This is a genomic window from Streptomyces sp. NPDC002566 (assembly GCF_042889585.1).
In the GTDB taxonomy this organism is placed as follows: domain Bacteria; phylum Actinomycetota; class Actinomycetes; order Streptomycetales; family Streptomycetaceae; genus Streptomyces.
Map to the genome: position 1 here is coordinate 270827 of NZ_JBIARD010000006.1, position 17000 is coordinate 287826.

The 17000-nt window shown below is 71.1% G+C and carries 15 protein-coding genes and 1 tRNA gene; 4 read left to right on the forward strand and 12 right to left on the reverse strand.

Annotated features, from left to right (window positions below; all coding sequences use genetic code 11):
- Window positions 1–83 precede the first annotated feature (83 nt).
- From pknB to ACFYXA_RS25435, 6 genes are all read right to left on the reverse strand, one after another.
- Entirely contained in the window at window positions 84–2081 is a 1998-nt protein-coding gene (pknB, locus tag ACFYXA_RS25410; RefSeq protein ID WP_389036667.1) for a Stk1 family PASTA domain-containing Ser/Thr kinase, read from the reverse strand.
- Between the two features lie 169 nt (window positions 2082–2250).
- On the reverse strand, window positions 2251–3723 hold the full coding sequence (locus ACFYXA_RS25415) for a penicillin-binding transpeptidase domain-containing protein (protein ID WP_352244572.1): 1473 nt from the start codon (window positions 3721–3723) through the stop codon (window positions 2251–2253).
- Window positions 3720–5159, reverse strand: a complete 1440-nt coding sequence (locus ACFYXA_RS25420; RefSeq protein ID WP_351089909.1) for an FtsW/RodA/SpoVE family cell cycle protein — start codon at window positions 5157–5159, stop codon at window positions 3720–3722. Before ACFYXA_RS25420 ends, ACFYXA_RS25415 begins: the two co-directional genes overlap by 4 nt.
- A gap of 27 nt (window positions 5160–5186) precedes the next feature.
- Window positions 5187–6704 (reverse strand): Stp1/IreP family PP2C-type Ser/Thr phosphatase, encoded by a 1518-nt coding sequence (locus ACFYXA_RS25425; RefSeq protein ID WP_389036672.1) that lies wholly within the window; start codon window positions 6702–6704, stop codon window positions 5187–5189.
- Window positions 6705–6844: 140 nt separating this feature from the next.
- The gene (locus ACFYXA_RS25430) at window positions 6845–7363 is read right to left on the reverse strand and encodes an FHA domain-containing protein (RefSeq protein ID WP_130439085.1); all 519 of its coding nucleotides are present in this window, start codon (window positions 7361–7363) and stop codon (window positions 6845–6847) included.
- Between the two features lie 10 nt (window positions 7364–7373).
- Window positions 7374–8237, reverse strand: a complete 864-nt coding sequence (locus tag ACFYXA_RS25435; RefSeq protein WP_389036677.1) for an FhaA domain-containing protein — start codon at window positions 8235–8237, stop codon at window positions 7374–7376.
- 499 nt (window positions 8238–8736) lie between these two features.
- On the opposite strand from ACFYXA_RS25435, the gene ACFYXA_RS25440 reads away from it, so the two are divergent.
- The 4 genes from ACFYXA_RS25440 (at window position 8737) to ACFYXA_RS25455 (ending at window position 11842) form a co-directional block, all read left to right on the forward strand.
- Window positions 8737–8820, forward strand: a tRNA-Leu gene (locus ACFYXA_RS25440).
- A gap of 197 nt (window positions 8821–9017) precedes the next feature.
- The gene (locus tag ACFYXA_RS25445) at window positions 9018–10496 is read left to right on the forward strand and encodes a DUF2252 domain-containing protein (protein ID WP_389036680.1); all 1479 of its coding nucleotides are present in this window, start codon (window positions 9018–9020) and stop codon (window positions 10494–10496) included.
- A gap of 141 nt (window positions 10497–10637) precedes the next feature.
- Window positions 10638–11435, forward strand: coding sequence for a J domain-containing protein (locus ACFYXA_RS25450; protein ID WP_352244576.1), 798 nt, complete (start codon window positions 10638–10640; stop codon window positions 11433–11435).
- A 59-nt stretch (window positions 11436–11494) separates the two neighbouring features.
- Window positions 11495–11842 carry a rhodanese-like domain-containing protein gene (locus ACFYXA_RS25455; RefSeq protein WP_389036685.1) on the forward strand — a complete coding sequence of 116 codons (348 nt, stop codon included), beginning with the start codon at window positions 11495–11497 and terminating at the stop codon, window positions 11840–11842.
- Between the two features lie 18 nt (window positions 11843–11860).
- On the opposite strand, the gene ACFYXA_RS25460 is transcribed toward ACFYXA_RS25455, so the two are convergent.
- The 6 genes from ACFYXA_RS25460 to paaA form a co-directional block, all read right to left on the reverse strand.
- Window positions 11861–12997 (reverse strand): acyl-CoA dehydrogenase family protein, encoded by a 1137-nt coding sequence (locus ACFYXA_RS25460; protein WP_389036688.1) that lies wholly within the window; start codon window positions 12995–12997, stop codon window positions 11861–11863.
- A 105-nt stretch (window positions 12998–13102) separates the two neighbouring features.
- Window positions 13103–14170: a 2Fe-2S iron-sulfur cluster-binding protein gene (locus ACFYXA_RS25465; protein WP_389036691.1), complete on the reverse strand. Its 1068-nt coding sequence runs from the start codon at window positions 14168–14170 to the stop codon at window positions 13103–13105.
- A complete protein-coding gene (paaD, locus tag ACFYXA_RS25470) occupies window positions 14170–14709 on the reverse strand; it encodes a 1,2-phenylacetyl-CoA epoxidase subunit PaaD (RefSeq protein WP_352244579.1) in 540 nt (179 codons plus the stop codon). Before paaD ends, ACFYXA_RS25465 begins: the two co-directional genes overlap by 1 nt.
- Window positions 14703–15443, reverse strand: coding sequence for a 1,2-phenylacetyl-CoA epoxidase subunit PaaC (gene paaC, locus ACFYXA_RS25475; RefSeq protein ID WP_389036694.1), 741 nt, complete (start codon window positions 15441–15443; stop codon window positions 14703–14705). The genes paaD and paaC overlap by 7 nt, the downstream gene beginning before the upstream one ends.
- A complete protein-coding gene (gene paaB, locus ACFYXA_RS25480; RefSeq protein WP_130439069.1) occupies window positions 15440–15727 on the reverse strand; it encodes a 1,2-phenylacetyl-CoA epoxidase subunit PaaB in 288 nt (95 codons plus the stop codon). The genes paaC and paaB overlap by 4 nt, the downstream gene beginning before the upstream one ends.
- Window positions 15724–16752, reverse strand: a complete 1029-nt coding sequence (gene paaA / locus ACFYXA_RS25485; RefSeq protein WP_351089936.1) for a 1,2-phenylacetyl-CoA epoxidase subunit PaaA — start codon at window positions 16750–16752, stop codon at window positions 15724–15726. The genes paaB and paaA overlap by 4 nt, the downstream gene beginning before the upstream one ends.
- Between the last annotated feature and the right edge of the window lie 248 nt (window positions 16753–17000).

Sequence of the window (17000 nt, forward strand, 5' to 3'; positions counted from 1 at the left end):
GACGGCGCCGGGGACATGACGCAGGGCCCTGCCGGAGGTGATCCGGCAGGGCCCTGCGTCATGTCGCGGCGGACGGCGGACGGCTAGCCGTTGTTGCCGCCGAAGAAGGAGATCCCGCCGTTGTCCCCGTTGCCGTTGTCGCCGTTCCCACCGCCGCCGCCGTTGCCGCCGATGGTGAACAGGTTGACCGGGGTGCCCTTGTTGACGGTGGTTCCCGCGCCGGGGTCGGTGCCGACGACGATCGCGTTGTCGTCGTTCGCCCCGTTGACGTTGCCGACGCTCAGCCCGAGGTCCTCCAGGGCCTTCCTGGCGTCCTTCAGCTTCTGGTTCTGCAGGTTGGGCACCTGGACCTGGGTGCTCTTGCCGACCTGGATCTGGACCGTCGATCCCTTGGACAGCTTGGAGTTGGCCTGCGGGTCGGTCTGGATGACCTTGCCGACCTGGTTGGGGTCCTGGGTGTCGACCTCGACGCAGTTGCCGACCAGGTTGTTCTGCTGCATCTGAGACTTGGCTGCGTCACAGGACGCGCCGAGCACGTCGGGCACCGTCGCCTTGTCCTCCGCCTTGGCGATGGTGAGGGTGATCTTGGTGCCCTTCTCCACCTCGGAGCCGAGGACCGGGTCCTGCTTCAGAACCGTGCCAGGCTCCTCCGTGGAGATCTCCTGCTTGGTCTTGACGTCGAACTGGTACTTGTCGTCCTCCAGCTCCGCCTTGGCCTCGTCCAGGGTCTTGCCGAGGACACTCGGCACGGCCACCTTCGGGGCGCCGGTGGAGACCACGAGGTTCACCGTGTCGCCCTTGTTGACGTTCGCGCCGGCCACGGGATTCTGCTCGCAGACGCTGCCCTTGGGCTGGTTCTCGCAGGGCTTCTCGGTCGTCGTCAGCTTCAGCTCGACGTTCTTCGCCATCGTCTGGGACTGCGTCAGGGTCTGGCCGACGAAGTTCGGGGTCTTGAACGGCTGGTCCCCGGCGCCGTCCCCGTCGACCACCCACTTGCCGATCAGGACCGCGCCGACCAGCACCAGCGCCGCCGCGACGACCAGCAGGATCGTCGAAGCGTTGGACTTCTTCTGCCTGCGCCGGGCGGGACGGTCGTCATAGCCGAAGCCGCCGTCGTCCGGGTTCATCGGGGGCAGCATCGAGGTGGCGCCGGCGTCCGCGGAGCGCATGGCCGTGGTGGCCTGGTCGTCCGGGTAGCCGCCGTAGCCGACCGAGCCCATCGCCGCCGTCGCCGCGACCGGCTGGCCGTCGAGGCAGGCCTCGATGTCGGCGCGCATCTCGTCGGCGGACTGGTAGCGGTAGTTTGGGTCCTTGACCAGGGCCTTCAGGACGATCGCGTCCATCTCGGCCGTGATCTCGGGATCGAAGACGCTGGGCGCCTGCGGCTCCTCGCGGACGTGCTGATAGGCCACGGCCACCGGGGAGTCGCCCACGAACGGCGGGCGGACCGTCAACAGCTCGTAGAGCAGGCAACCCGTCGAGTACAGGTCCGAGCGGGCGTCGACCTGCTCGCCCTTGGCCTGCTCCGGGGAGAGGTACTGGGCTGTGCCGATCACGGCCGCGGTCTGCGTCATCGTCATGCCGGAGTCGCCCATGGCGCGGGCGATGCCGAAGTCCATCACCTTGACCTGGCCGTTGCGCGTCAGCATGACGTTCGCCGGCTTGATGTCGCGGTGCACGATGCCGCTGCGGTGGGCGTACTCCAGGCCCTGGAGGATGCCGATGGTCATCTCCATGGCGCGCTCCGGCAGCAGCTTGCGGCCGGAGTGGAGCAGCTCACGGAGCGTGGAGCCGTCGACGTACTCCATGACGATGTACGGGATCGACACGTTGTCGATGTAGTCCTCGCCCGTGTCGTAGACCGCCACGATCGCGGGATGGTTGAGCGAGGCGGCCGACTGGGCCTCCCGGCGGAACCGGGCCTGGAAGGAAGGGTCGCGCGCGAGGTCGGCGCGCAGCGTCTTCACCGCCACCGTGCGGCCCAGGCGCGTGTCATGCGCGAGGTATACCTCGGCCATGCCACCACGGCCGAGCACGTGGCTCAGCTCGTACCGGCCGCCGAGGCGACGCGGCTCTTCCATAGCTACCTACCAGCCCTCTCCGTCGGTCCCGACCGGCACACGTGTGCGGTCGAAGGCTGCCGTCCGGGCATACCGTACCCGGACGGCGGTGCGTGACCTGGCCAAGCCCGTCACCCGATACAGGACCGGTATCGCAACGTGCACCGATGCGTAGGCGACGTGATCGGGGTCACTTCTTGCTGTCGATGACTGCTTTCATCACGTCCCTGGCGATCGGACCGGCCAGACCGCCGCCGGTGATGTCGTCACGGTTGGCGGATCCGTCCTCGACGACCACCGCCACCGCGACCGGCGCGCTGCCGTCGGGAAGCTTCGCGTAGGAGATGAACCACGCGTACGGCTTCTCGCTGTTGTTGAGGCCGTGCTGGGCCGTGCCGGTCTTGCCGCCGACCTTCACCCCGGGGATCTTCGCCTTGCCGCCGGTGCCCTGCGGGTCGTTGACGACCGTCTCCATCATGTCGCGGAGCTTCTGCGCGGTCTCCGGGGACACGGCCTGCGAGAGCTGCTCGGGCTGGGTCGTCGTGAGGGTGTCCAGGTCCGGCGCCTTGAGCTGGTCGACCATGTACGGCTTCATCAGCTTGCCGTCGTTGGCGACCGCGGAGGCGACCATGGCCATCTGCAGCGGGGTGGCGCGGTTGGAGGCCTGGCCGATGCCGTCCAGGGCGTTCTGCGGCTGGTTGTCCTCGGGGTACACGCTCTGGGCGGCGCGGACCGGGGTGTCCAGCTCCTTGTTGTTGTAGCCGAACTTGGCCGCCTGCTCGATCATCTTCTCGTTGCCGACCTCGTGGGCCATCTTGGCGAAGACGGTGTTGCAGGACACCATGAGCGCGTAGCGCAGGTTGGCGTTCTCGCACTCGCCGTGCTCGTTGGTGAGCGGCGTGGACGTCTGCGGGAGCTTGTAGGGGTCCGGGGCGTCCGTCGGGTCGTCGATGCCCTTGACCACGCCGTTCTCCAGCGCGGCGGCCGCGGTGACCACCTTGAAGGTGGAACCCGGCGGGTACGTCTCGCGCAGCGCCCGGTTGAGCGTCGGGTCGTCGGGGTTCTTCGACTTCTGGACCGCGGCCCAGGCCTCCGCGTCGGACTTGGACGTCCCGGCGAATTTCGACGGGTCGTACGACGGTGTGGAGACCAGCGCGAGGATCTTGCCGGTGGACGGCTCGATCGCGGCGACGGCGCCCTTCTTGTTGCCCAGGCCCTCGAACGCGGCCTTCTGCGCGGCGCCGCTGAGGGTGGTGACGACGCTGCCGCCCGCCTTCTCCTTGCCCGTGAGCATGTCGAGCGTGTTGCGGAAGAAGAGCCGGTCGTCGGTGCCGGTCAGGAAGTCGTCCTCGAGCTTCTCCAGCTGGTTGGCGCCGAAGGCCTGCGAGGAGTAGCCGGTCACCGGCGCCCACATGGCGCCGTTCGTCCAGGTCCGCTTGTACCTGTAGTCGCCGCTGGTGGTCTCGACCGAGCCGGTGATGGCCTTGCCGTCGACGATGATGTCGCCGCGCGGGGTGGCGTAGCGCTCGATGTTGACCCGGCGGTTCTCGCTGTCGTCGGCGAGGGAGTCGGCCTTGACGTACTGCAGGTAGTTGACGCGGATGAGCAGGGTCAGGACCAACAGTCCGCAGAAAACCGCGATCCGGCGCAGGGGCTTGTTCATGACGGGCGGACCACCTGGGTCATCTCGGCGTCGGGGTTGGAGGTCGGGGCCGGGGCCGGTCGGCGCGCGGTGTCGCTGATCCTGATCAGGATGCCGATCAGCGCCCAGTTGGCGATGACGGAGGAACCGCCGTACGCCAGGAACGGCATGGTCATACCGGTGAGCGGGATGAGGCCCATCACACCGCCGGCGACGACGAACACCTGGAGGGCGAAGGCGCCGGAGAGGCCGATGGCGAGCAGCTTGCCGAACGGGTCGCGGGCGGCGAGGGCGGTGCGCACGCCGCGCTCCACGATCAGGCCGTACAGCAGCAGCAGCGCCATGACGCCGGCCAGGCCCAGCTCCTCGCCGAAGGTGGCGAGGATGAAGTCGGAGTTGGCGGCGAAGCGGATCAGCTCGGAGTGGCCCTGGCCCCAGCCGGTGCCGAGGGTGCCGCCGGAGCCGAACGCCCACAGCGCCTGCATGGCCTGCTCGGAGTGTCCGACGACGTCCTGGCGGGAGAGCGTGTACTCCTTCATCGGGTCGAGCCAGGCCTGGACGCGCTGCTGGACGTGCGGTTCGAAGCTGGCCACGCCGACGGCGCCGACCGAGGACATCAGCAGACCGAAGACGATCCAGCTGGTCCGCTCGGTGGCGACGTACAGCATGATCACGAACATGCCGAAGAAGAGCAGCGAGGTGCCGAGGTCGGTCTCGAAGACCAGGATCAGGATGGAGATCGCCCAGACCACGATGATCGGGCCGAGGTCGCGGCCGCGCGGCAGGTACAGGCCGAGGAAGCGGCGGCTGGCCAGGGCGAGCGCGTCGCGTTTGACCATGAGGTAGCCGGCGAAGAACACCGCGAGGGCGATCTTCGCGAACTCACCGGGCTGGATGGTGAAGCTGCCGATCTGGATCCAGATCTTGGCGCCGTAGACGTTCAGGCCGAGGCCCGGGACCAGCGGGAGCAGCAGCAGGACCAGCGCGACCACCATGGAGATGTAGGTGTAGCGCTGGAGGACCCGGTGGTCCTTGAGGAAGATGATGACGGCGAGGAACAGGGCGATGCCGAGCGCCGTGTACATCAGCTGCCGTGGCGCGGCGCCACCGGCCTGCTTGATCTGCTGGAGCAGCTTCGACTGGTCCAGCCGCCAGATGGCGACCAGCCCGAGCCCGTTCAGCAGGGTCGCCAGGGGCAGCAGCAGCGGGTCGGCGTACGGGGCGAACCTGCGCACCACGAGGTGGGCGACTCCGGCCAGCAGGCCGAGGCCCAGGCCGTAGGCGAGCAGCCCGGACGGGACCTGCTCGTTGATCGCGAGGCCCACGTTGGCGTAGGCGAACACCGGGATGACGACGGCGAACACCAGCAGCGCGAGCTCGGTGTTGCGCCGGCTCGGGGTGCCGATGGAGCCGATCGTGGACGTGTGGTGCGTCGGCGAGTTGGTTGTACTGCTCATGGTGTGACGGGGCCTCTCACGGCTTGCCTACTGCTTACCGCACAGCGAGACGACCTTCTTCTCTTCCTCCGAGAGGCTGGGGCCGGGGCTGGGAGTGGCGGTCGCGGATGCGGACGGGGACGCGGACACCGAAGGGCTCGGTGTCGCCTTGGACGTGAGGGAGGAGGGAGTGGTTCCCTTGGCCGCGCCCGTCTTGGCGCTGCTACGGGCGGCGGGCGAGGCCGCCTGCTTCTTGCACGCGGCTGCCTGGACGGCCAGTTCGTCGATCTTCTTGCTGGCCGTGGACAGGTTGCCCTCGGCGATCGTGGCCTCGACCAGCTTGCGCTGGTACTCGGGGAGGTACTTGAGTTCGATCTCGGGGTGGTCCTTCTCGACCTTCGAGAGCGAGACCCACGCGAGGTCCTGGCTGATGCCCCGGTACAGCGCGACGTGCTCGCCCTTGGCGCCGACGTAGTACTGCGTCTGCGTCCAGCGCCAGCCGCCGTAGAGCCCGCCGCCGATGACGGCGAGCGCGAGGCCGCCGTACAGGGATCTCTTCAGCCAGCGGCGGCTCTTGCGGGGCTTGACGAAGTCGTCGTCGGTGTAGTCGCCGAAGCCGTCGGTGGGGATGAAGCCGGTGATGTCGTTGCCGGAGCCGGGCGGGCCGAACTCGCCGCCGCCCTGCCCCTGGCCGCGGCTGTGGCGGCCCTGGCGGCCGAGGCCGGAGGCGCGGCCGGCCGGGGTCTGCATGATGCCGTTGTCGTGCAGCTGGTTCTGGTTCTCGGCGACCGCGCCGACCACGACCGGGGTGTCCGACAGATGTCCGGCCAGGGTGTCGCCGGTGTCCAGGTCGAGGACGTCGGCGACGATGACGGTGATGTTGTCGGGCCCGCCGCCGCGCAGCGCGAGCTGGATCAGCTCCTGCACGGTCTCCTGCGGTCCCTGGTAGCTGGCGAGGGTGTCCTCGAGCGTCTGGTGGGAGACGACGCCGGACAGGCCGTCGGAGCAGATCAGATAGCGGTCGCCGGCCCGGACCTCGCGGATCGACAGGTCGGGCTCGACGTGCTCGCCGCTGCCCAGCGCGCGCATCAGCAGGGAGCGCTGCGGGTGGGTGGTGGCCTCTTCCTCGGTGATCCGGCCTTCGTCCACCAGGCGCTGCACCCAGGTGTGGTCCTGGGTGATCTGGGTCAGCAGGCCGTCGCGCAGCAGGTACGCGCGCGAGTCGCCGACGTGCACCAGGCCGAGCCGCTGGCCGGTCCACAGCAGGGCGGTCAGGGTCGTGCCCATGCCTTCGAGCTGGGGGTCCTCCTCGACCAGGGAGCGCAACTGGTCGTTGGCGCGCTGGACGGCCGTACCGAGCGAGGTGAGGACGTCGGAGCCGGGGACGTCGTCGTCGAGGGCGACGATGGTGGAGATGGCCTCGGAGGAGGCGACCTCGCCGGCGGCGGCGCCGCCCATGCCGTCGGCGATGGCGAGCAGGCGCGGACCGGCGTAACCGGAGTCCTCGTTGCCCTCCCGGATCATCCCCTTGTGCGATCCGGCGGCGAAGCGCAGTGACAGACTCATGCGCACCTCGCCCGTCGGCCCCGGGTACAGCCGGTCGTGTCGAGCCACACTGCCCACCCTCCGGTCGGGAGCGCGCCGGGGCCCGGGGTGCCGGCCGCCGCCGCGTGCTCGCTCCGCTCGCGCTCACTCATGATGTAGCACTACTTCCGCAGCTCGATGACGGTCTTGCCGATACGGATCGGCGCGCCCAGCGGGATCGGTGTGGGAGTCGTCAGCCGCGTCCGGTCGAGGTACGTGCCGTTGGTGGAGCCGAGGTCCTCGACGATCCACTGGCCGTCGCGGTCCGGGTAGATCCTGGCATGGCGGCTGGAGGCGTAGTCGTCGTCCAGCACGATGGTGCTGTCGTGGGCGCGGCCCAGCGTGATGGTCTGGCCCTGGAGCGCGACGGTCGTGCCGGTGAGGGTGCCCTCGGACACGACGAGCTTTGTCGGGGCGTTACGGCCCCGGCGGCCGCCGGAGGCGGGCTGCTGGCGCTGCTGCGGGGGCGCCTGGCGCTGGGCGGCCTGCTGCTGCGGGCGCGCGGCCTCCCGGCGCGAGCCGCGCTGGGTGACACGCGTACCGAACAGGTCGCTGCGGATGACCTGCACGGCCACGATCACGAACAGCCACAGTACGGCCAGGAAACCCAGCCGCATGACCGTGAGGGTCAGCTCTGACATTGCCCCCGCTTCACCCTTCGGCTTGCCGGTAAATGATGGTGGTGCTGCCCACGACGATCCGCGAGCCGTCGCGGAGCGTAGCGCGGGTGGTGTGCTGCCCGTCCACCACGATGCCGTTGGTGGATCCGAGATCCTGGATCGTCGAGGGCGTTCCGGTCCGGATCTCGCAGTGCCGGCGGGAGACGCCGGGGTCGTCGATCCGCACGTCGGCCTCGGTGCTGCGGCCCAGCACGAGCGTCGAGCCGGAGATCTGGTGGCGGGTGCCGTTGATCTCGATCCAGTGGCGGGTGCGCGAGCCGGGCGCCGGGGCGCCGGCCGGGCCGCCGCCGGACCGCTGGCCGCCCGCAGCGGGCGGGTAGCCGTAGCCGCCGGGACGGCCGCCGGGCGGCGGTGAGGACGGCATGGGGGGAGCGCCGGACGCGCCGGCGGGCGGGTAGCCGTAGCCGCCGGGGCGCTGCCGGCCGGCGGCGGGCGCGCTCTCGGGCGCCTGCTGGCTGCTGGAGGAGGCGAGCGTACGGCTGCGCACCCGGTACAGGCCGGTGTCGAGGTCGTCCGCCTTCTCCAGGTTGACCTTGATCGGCCCCATGAAGGTGTAGCGCTGCTGCTTGGCGTAGTCGCGCACCATGCCGGCGAGTTCGTCGCCGAGCTGGCCGGAGTAGGGGCTGAGCCGCTCGAAGTCCGGCGTGCTCAGCTCCACGATGAAGTCGTTGGGTACGACAGTGCGGTCGCGGTTCCAGATCGTCGCGTTGTTGTCGCACTCCCGCTGGAGCGCTCCCGCGATCTCCACGGGCTGGACCTCGGACTTGAACACCTTGGCGAAGGTGCCGTTGACCAGACCCTCGAGGCGCTGCTCGAACTTCTTCAGGACTCCCATGGGGCACCTCCTCCGTCGCTGGTACTGCTGTCCCGCGCCCTGCTGCTTACCTGGTACTGCTTACTGATCGTATCCACGCGCCGGTGAATCGGCTGGTTCCCCCTGTCGGCCCCGCCGACAGGTGTCGACGGGGGCCTCGGCACCCGCCTCGGCGTCGGTGGCGCCTCGGCTTCCGCTTCGGCTCTCGCCTCGGCTTCCGTTTCCGCTTCCGCGTCCGCTTTCGCGTCGGCTTCCGCCCAGGATCGTAGAGGCGGCTGAGGACCAGTGTCCCGCACCCGGCTGTGGACCTCGGCCTTCTCCTGGGGAGACGGTCGCCATAGGTACGAGGTTGATACGTGAACCGGTCGTCGCCGAGACGTAGGGAGGTTGCCGCGCGCTTTCCTGCGGTGTCCCCTGCCCGGGAACAAGGGATGTGAACGCACCCTTCCCCCCGTGCTAATGTTCTGCATGTCGGAAGGCGGCGGGCCGAAAAGCCCACAAGCCCGAGGACACACCCAATGCGCGGGTGGCGGAATAGGCAGACGCGCTGGATTCAGGTTCCAGTGCCCGCAAGGGCGTGGGGGTTCAACTCCCCCCTCGCGCACAGCTGGAAGCCCCGCAGGTCTTGGACCTGCGGGGCTTTCGCATGTCCGGTATCGCCCGGCAGGCGTGAGGTATCTCACGGGTGAGCATCGTCCGCGCGTTCTCGAAGTTGTCCACAGGGTCTGACGGGTTTCGGCCAGCGGCTGTACGGTCGGCACGAGTTGATGTTCGGTGCGGGTGCGGGGGGAGGCGGTCGTGATGACCGAGGCCGGGGTCGGTGGTGCCGCGGGTGCGGCTGCGGGCGCGGGAGTTGTGGGCGGGGGCGGTGCGGGCGCGGCGGGTTCCGCCGGCGGTGGCCGGCTTCCCCGGGTGCGCGGGTTCGCGCAGTGGCCCTCTGCCGGGTCGCCCAAGGCCGAGGGCAAGGCACTTCGGGAGCGGGTGGCGCGCGCTGCGCACGCGGAGCTGGACGCCGACGCCTCACGGCCGAGCGCGGTGGAGGCCGTCGAGGAGTCCAGCCGGGGCCGTCTGCCCGAGCTGACGCCGATAAGGGTGGGCAGGATGGCGGCCACGCCCTTCGCGTTCCTGCGCGGCTCGGCCGGCCTCATGGCCCACGACCTCGCCCGTACCCCCATGACCGGCGTCCGCGCCCAGATCTGCGGGGACGCCCACGCGGCCAACTTCGGCCTGTACGGCGACGCCCGCGGCGATCTCGTCATCGACCTGAACGACTTCGACGAGACGGTTCAGGGACCTTGGGAGTGGGACCTCAAGCGGCTCGCGGCCTCCCTGGTGCTCGCGGGCCGGGAGGCCGGCGCCGACGAGGACACCTGCCGCAAGGCCGCTCATGACGCCGCGGGCGCCTACCGCCGCACCTTGCGTCTGCTGGCCAAGCTGCCCGCGCTGGACGCGTGGAACGCCATCGCCGACGAGGAGTTGGTCTCCCACGCCGACGCCCATGACCTGCTGGGCACCCTGGAGCGGGTGTCCGAGAAGGCGCGGGCCAACACCAGCGGGCGGTTCGCGGCGAAGTCGACCGAGCCGACCGCGGAGGGCGGGTACCGCTTCGTCGACGCTCCGCCGGTGCTGCGGCGCGTGCCGGACCGTGAGGCGGCCGCGGTGGCGGCCTCCCTGGAGGCGTATCTGACGACGGTGCCGGAGGACCGCCACCCGCTGCTGGCCCGGCACGCGGTGCACGACGTCGCCTTCCGCATCGTCGGCACGGGCAGCGTGGGCACGCGGTCCTACGTCGTGCTGCTGCTCGACCACCGCGGTGAGCCGCTGGTCCTCCAGGTGAAGGAGGCGCGGGCCTCCGCCCTGGTCCCGCATCTGCTGACCGCCGGCTTCGACGTGCCGGACGTCGACCACGAGGGGCGCCGGGTGGTCCTCGGCCAGAAGCGCATGCAGGTCGTCAGCGACGTTCTGCTGGGCTGGACGACGGTCGAGGGGCGGCCGTACCAGGTACGCCAGTTCCGCAACCGCAAGGGCAGCGTCGATCCCGCCGCCCTCTCGGCGGACCAGGTCGACGACTACGGCCGGATGACGGGCGCGCTCCTGGCCCGTGCCCACTCCCACAGCGCCGACCCGCGCCTGCTCGCCGGCTACTGCGGCAAGAACGAGGAACTCGACGAGGCCATCGCGACGTTCGCCGTCGCCTACGCCGACCGCACGGAAGCCGATCACGCGGACCTGGTGCGGGCGATCAGGGAGGGACGGATCGCGGCGGAGACGGGGGTGTGAGGCAGAGGGAGCGGGCCTTCGCCGTCGCGAGGCGTGGGGGCCCGCCAGGCGCCGGCGGGAGGCGTCGGGGTGTCCTGCGGGCGCCGGTCTGGGTGGGCCTGGGCTTCCGTGCGGGGCTTCCGCTTGGCCTACGCTGGTCCGGTGACGACCCCCGAAGCTGAGCAGGCGCGGCCCGAGGAGCGGCTGGAGCAGGCCGTGCGGGCCGCTGAGCAGGCGTTGATCGAGTTCGAGATCGCGGTGGAGACCTTCCGCGTCGAGGTCGAGAACTTCTCGCGGCTCCACCACCAAAGACTCGGTCCCATGTACGCCAGGCTCGACGAGCTGGAGGCGCAGATAGCCGAGGCGAGGGCGGAACGCAGCGGCGATCCCGAGGATCGGCGCAAGGCGGCCGAGGCGCGGGCCCGGGTGCTGCCGATGCCCGGCGTCGAGGAGCTGTTCCACGGCTGGATGGACGGACAGGGGCTGTTCGACGAGGCCGCGGCGATGCTCACGGACCAGACTGTGCGGCCCCCGGAGCGGGTGCGCCCCAGCGACGAGGCCCGCAAGCTCTACCGGGAGCTGGCCCGCAAGGCGCACCCCGACCTGGCGCAGGAGGACGCGGAGCGGGCGCGGCGCGAGGAGTTCATCACCCGCGTCAACGCCGCCTACGCCCGCGGCGACGAGGGCCTGCTGCGTGAGCTGGCCGAGGAGTGGGCGGCCGGGCCGGTGCCGCCGGAGCGGCGTCCGAGCCCGAGCGAGGAGCTGTACGCCCGCCTCGAATGGCTCGCGGAGCGCAAGGAGATGCTGGCGCTGGTCGCGCGCGAGCTGGAGGACAGCGCGATCGGCTCGATGCTGCGACTGGCCCCGGAGGACCCCGACCGCCTGCTCGACGAGATCGCCGACCAGCTGCTGGCCGAGGTCGCGAAGAGGGAGGCCGAGCTGGCGGGGCTGGACGGGTAGCGCCGTGCGCTGGAGCCGGTGGGGCTGCCGGTGGGGCTGCGTCCGGTAGCGTCGGGGCCATGAGTTTCGGAGCTGGTGTTCCCACGGTCGAGGTCGGCGACGTCAAGGACGGCGACTTCCTGCTGGACGTCCGTGAGGACGACGAGTGGAAGGCGGGCCACGCCGAGGGGGCGCTGCACATCCCCATCAGCGAGTTCGTCGCCCGGTACGGCGAGCTGACCGAGGCGGCTCCCCAGGACGGGCGGGTCCATGTGATCTGCCGCTCCGGTGGCCGGTCGGCCCAGGTCACCATGTACCTCGTGCAGCAGGGCATCGACGCCGTGAACGTCGACGGCGGCATGCAGCACTGGGCCGCCGCCGGCCGCCCGGTCGTCACCGACGGGGACCAGCCGGGCTTCGTCCTCTGACGGGAGCCGCGGCGGCGCTCAGCTGAGGGGGTGGGCGGCCAGCAGGTCGCCCAGGGTCTCCTCGTGGGCCGCGGCCGGGCCGAGGGACAGCTCCAGGTGTTTGGCCCAGGCGTGGTAGCGGTGCAGCGGGTAGTCGACGTCCGCGCCGAAGCCGCCGTGCAGATGCTGCGCGGTCTGCACCACGCGCCGTACGCCCTCCGAGGCCCAGATCTTGGCCACGGCGATGTCGCCGGCGGCGGGCAGCGCTCCGGACGCGCCCGAGGTGAGCCGCCAGGCGGCCTGCCACAGGGTGACCTCCATCGCGCGCAGGTCGATGTAACGGTCGGCCGCCTGTACGGCGACCGCCTGGAATGTGGCGATCGGATGCCCGAACTGCTCCCTTTTGGCCGCGTAGTCGCTCGTCATCGCCAGTACGCGTTCGCCCAGTCCGAGCGCCAGCGCGCAGGTCCCGGTGGTCAGCAGGGCGCGCATTTCCTCCCAGGCGCCGTCGGCGGTGATGACGTGCCGGGCGGGGATCCGGGCGGAGTCGAGGCGCAGTTCCCCGAGCCGTTCGCCGGTGGTGGAGATCTGTTCGGCGAGCGCGCTGCCCTCGTGTCCGCGGGGGACCAGGGCGAGAACGCTGCGGTCGTCGCCGGTACGTGCGGGGACGAGCACGAAGTCGGCGTCGTGGGCCCACGGCACCGCCGTCTGCACTCCGTCCAGCAGCCAGGCGTCCCCGTCCTGCCGTGCGGTGACGGCGAGTTCGGCCGCGTCATGGCCGGTGCGGCCGTGTGCGGCGACGGTCAGGACGACCTCGCCGCGGACGGCCCGGGCGAGCAGCTCGGCCCGTGCCTCGGCCGTGCCGTGGGCTTGTACAGCCGCCGCGGCCGCGCTGCTTTCCAGGAGCGGCACCCGCGCCAGCGACTTCGCCGACTCGCGCAGCACCAGGCACAGGGCGACGGCGTCCAGGCCGGCCCCGCCGTACTCCTCGTCGAGCAGCAGGCCGAGCAGGTCCGTGCCGGCGAGCTTCTCCCAGAGCGCGCGGTCGAAGTGGTCGGCGACGGCTCGGCCCCTGGTGAGCGCGGGGCTGGTGACGCCGTCGGGGGCGACGTCGGCGAAGACTCCCCGCGCGGCGTCGGCCGCCGCCTGCTGCTCCTCGGTGAAGGTGAAGTCCACGGCCTGTCCTCCCGACGGGTCAGCTGATCTGACGGAGCGTCAAGATAGAACAGGTTCTAGAAGAAGGGAACGGTTCTCCCGCCGTCGGACCGGCTTCACCCTCGCTCAGCGGTCGAAGTCGACCTCCACCGCCTCGGTCAGCGGATGCGACTGGCACGCCAGGACATAGCCGGCCTCCGTCTCCTCCGGCTCCAGAGCGAAGTTGCGGTTCATACGCACCTCGCCGGAGACCAGGAAGGCCCGGCAGGTGCCGCACACCCCGCCCTTGCAGGCGTAGGGGGCGTCGGGCCGGTTGCGCAGGACCGTCTCCAGCAGCGACTCCCCTTCCCGCACGGGCCAGCTGCCGCCGCGGCCGTCGAGACGGGCGGTCACGGTGCTGTGCGCGGGAGCGCCCGCCGTCGCGCCGGGCGCCGCCGCCGTGACATCGACGTGGAAGATCTCCTCGTGGATGCGGGAGCGGGGGACGCCGATCTCCCGCAGCGCCTGTTCCGCGCCCTGGACCAGTCCGAAGGGCCCGCACAGGAACCATCCGGCCACGTCCGCCACGGGCAGCAGCGACGGCAGCAGACGCGCCAGCCGCTCCCGGTCGAGCCGCCCGGACGGCAGCCCGGCCTGCTGTTCCTCCCGGGAGAGGACGGTGACCAGCTGCAACCGCTGCAGGTACCGGTCCTTCAGATCGGCGACCTCGTCCAGGAACATCGTCGAGGCGGCCGTCCGGTCGCTGCGGATCAGGCAGAACCGGGCGGCGGGTTCGCGCGCGAGCAGGGTGGAGACGATCGACAGCACCGGGGTGATGCCGCTGCCGCCGACGACGGCCGCGTACAGACCGGGCGCGGGGTCGAGGGTGAACCGGCCCGCCGGCGTCATCACCTCCAGCTCGTCGCCGACGGCGATCTCCTTGAGCGCGTACGTCGAGAAGGCGCCGCCGTCGACCAGTCGCACCCCCACCCGCAGGGTGTGCGGGCCGTCGCCGCCGGGGTCGGGCGCGGGGGAGCAGATCGAGTACGTCCGCCGGACCTCGGTCCCGTCGACCCGGCGCCGCAGGGCGAGATGCTGGCCCGGCGCGTGCCGGTACTCCGCGCGCAGTTCGGCGGGGACCGCGAAGGTGAGGGCGACGGAGTCGTCGGTGAGCCGGTCCACCGCGGCCACGGGGAGCGGGTGGAAGCGGGCCATCACAACTCCTTGAAGTGGTCGAAGGGTTCACGGCAGGCGAGGCACCGGCGCAGCGCCTTGCAGGCGGTGGAGGAGAAGCGGCTGAGCAGTTCGGTGTCGGCGGAGCCGCAGTGCGGGCAGCGCACCGGGACGTCGTCCGGGGCTGCCCCGCTGGTCGTCGTCCGGGTCGGGCCGAGGGACAGTGCGACCGGCTCCGCCGTCGTCCGGGTGCGTGGGGGCGCGATGCCGAACTCCCTGAGTTTGCGGCGGCCTTCGGCGGAGATGTCGTCCGTGGACCAGGCGGGCGCGAGCACCGTGCGTACGGTGACCTCGCGCACGCCGTGCTCGCGCAGTACCCGCTCGATGTCCTCGGACATCGCCTCCACGGCCGGGCAGCCGGTGTAGGTCGGGGTCAGTTCGACCTCCACGGCGTCCGCGTCGCGTACGTGCACCGCGCGCACCACGCCGAGCTCCTGGAGGGTGAGGACGGGCAGTTCGGGGTCGGGCACCGATCCGGCGACGGCGAGGAGTTCCGCTTCCAGCGGTGTGAGCGTCACCATGACGCCCCCGGGTGGCTGCGGTGCAGGTGCTGCATCTCGGCGAGCATCCGCCCGAAGGACTCGGTGTGCACGCCCTGGCGGCCGGCGCCGGCGCTCCACGCTCCGGTGCGCGCGCCCTCGGGCAGGGCGAGCCCCGCCCGGCGCAGAACGTCCCCGACCGATTCCAGCCAGGCGGCTTCCAGAGCCGTCCGGTCGGCGTCGACACCCTCCACCGGCTGGAACAGCTCTCCGGTGAACCGCCACAGCGCCGCACACGCCCGCCGCATCCGCTCATGGCTCAGCTCGGTGCCGTCCCCGAGCCGCAGCGTCCACTGCTCGGCGTGGTCGCGGTGGTAGGCGACCTCCTTGACGGCCTTCGCGGCGAGCCCGGCGAACGGGCCTCCTCCGGCGGCCAGTTGGGCGTACAGCAGGTGCTGGTAGGTGGAGAAGTACAGCTGGCGGGCGATGGTGTGGGCGAAGTCGCCGTTGGGCTGTTCCACCAACTGCAGGTTGCGGAAGGCGCGTTCCTCGCGCAGGTAGGCGAGGTCGTCCTCGTCGCCGGCCATCGACAGCAGGACGCGGGCCTGGCCCAGCAGGTCCAGCGCGATGTTGGCGAGGGCCACCTCCTCCTCCAGCACGGGCGCGTGGCCCATCCACTCCCCCAGGCGGTGGGAGAGCACCAGGGCGTCGTCGCCCAGGGCGAGGGCCGCCGCCGTGACCGAGCCCGGCGTTTGAGTCTTCCCGGTCGCGGTCACAGGTGCTTCACCCCTTCCGGGATCTCGTAGAACGTCGGGTGCCGGTACGGCTTGTCGGCGGCCGGCTCGAAGAACGGGTCCTTCTCGTCCGGCGAGGAGGCGGTGATCGCGGTGGACGGCACCACCCAGATGGAGACGCCCTCGCCGCGCCGGGTGTACAGGTCGCGGGCGTTGCGCAGGGCGAACTCCGCGTCCGGCGCGTGCAGGCTGCCGGCGTGGGTGTGGGAGAGGCCGCGCCGGGAGCGCACGAAGACCTCCCAGAGGGGCCAGTCGGTGTTCGTCATGCCTGCTCCACTCCCGCTCCGCGGCCGGTGGCCCCGCCGCTGTGCCTGGCCGCGTGGGCCGCGGCCGCCTCCCGTACCCAGGCGCCCTCGTCGTGGGCCCGCCTTCGCTGGACGATCCGCTGTTCGTTGCACGGGCCGTTGCCCTTGAGGACCTCCTTGAACTCCGTCCAGTCGATCGGGCCGAAGTCGTGGTGTCCCCGCTCCTCGTTCCACTTCAGGTCCGGGTCGGGGAGCGTGAGCCCCAGGGACTCCGCCTGCGGGACGCAGATGTCCACGAAGCGCTGGCGCAGCTCGTCGTTGGAGTGCCGCTTGATCTTCCAGGCCATCGACTGTGCGGAGTGCGCCGACTCGTCGTCGGGCGGGCCGAACATCATCAGCGAGGGCCACCACCAGCGGTCGACCGCGTCCTGCGCCATCGCGTGCTGCTCCGGTGTGCCGCGGCTGAGGGCGAGCAGCAGCTCGTAGCCCTGGCGCTGGTGGAAGGACTCCTCCTTGCAGATGCGGACCATCGCGCGCGCGTACGGGCCGTAGGAGCAGCGGCACAGGGGCACCTGGTTGGTGATCGCGGCGCCGTCGACGAGCCAGCCGATCGCGCCCACGTCGGCCCAGGTCAGCGTGGGGTAGTTGAAGATCGAGGAGTACTTCTGGCGGCCGGTGTGCAGCTTGTCGAGCAGTTCGTCGCGGCCGACGCCCAGGGTCTCGGCCGCGCTGTACAGATACAGCCCGTGCCCCGCCTCGTCCTGGACCTTCGCCATCAGGATGGCCTTGCGGCGCAGTGAGGGCGCGCGCGTGATCCAGTTCGCCTCCGGCTGCATGCCGATGATCTCGGAGTGGGCGTGCTGGGCGATCTGGCGGACCAGCGTGGCGCGGTAGGCGTCGGGCATCCAGTCGCGCGGCTCGATCCGCTCGTCCGCGGACACGGCGGCGTCGAAGACGCGCTGGTAGGCGTCCTCGTCGACCGCGCCGTCCTGGGCGCCGTGCTGTGTGCGGGCCGGCTGGTGCGCGGCTGCGGCTGCTGTCGCCATGCGGTCCCCCTCGACCTTGGGCTCTGCCCGAGCCTCTCCCGACCGATCGTTCGGTCCGTGCGATTCCATGGTGGGACGGCCGTCGTAAGGTGTCAACCGCTGTGGAAAACTCGCCGGCCGGCCTGTGGACAACCAGCGAGGGCGCCGAGGACGGCGGCTTGCGGCGCTCTCCGCCGTGCCGGTCGGGACAGGGGGAGGGCTGCGCGGCCCCGGAAGGGCTGAGTACCGTTCGTGCGACGACTGTGCGA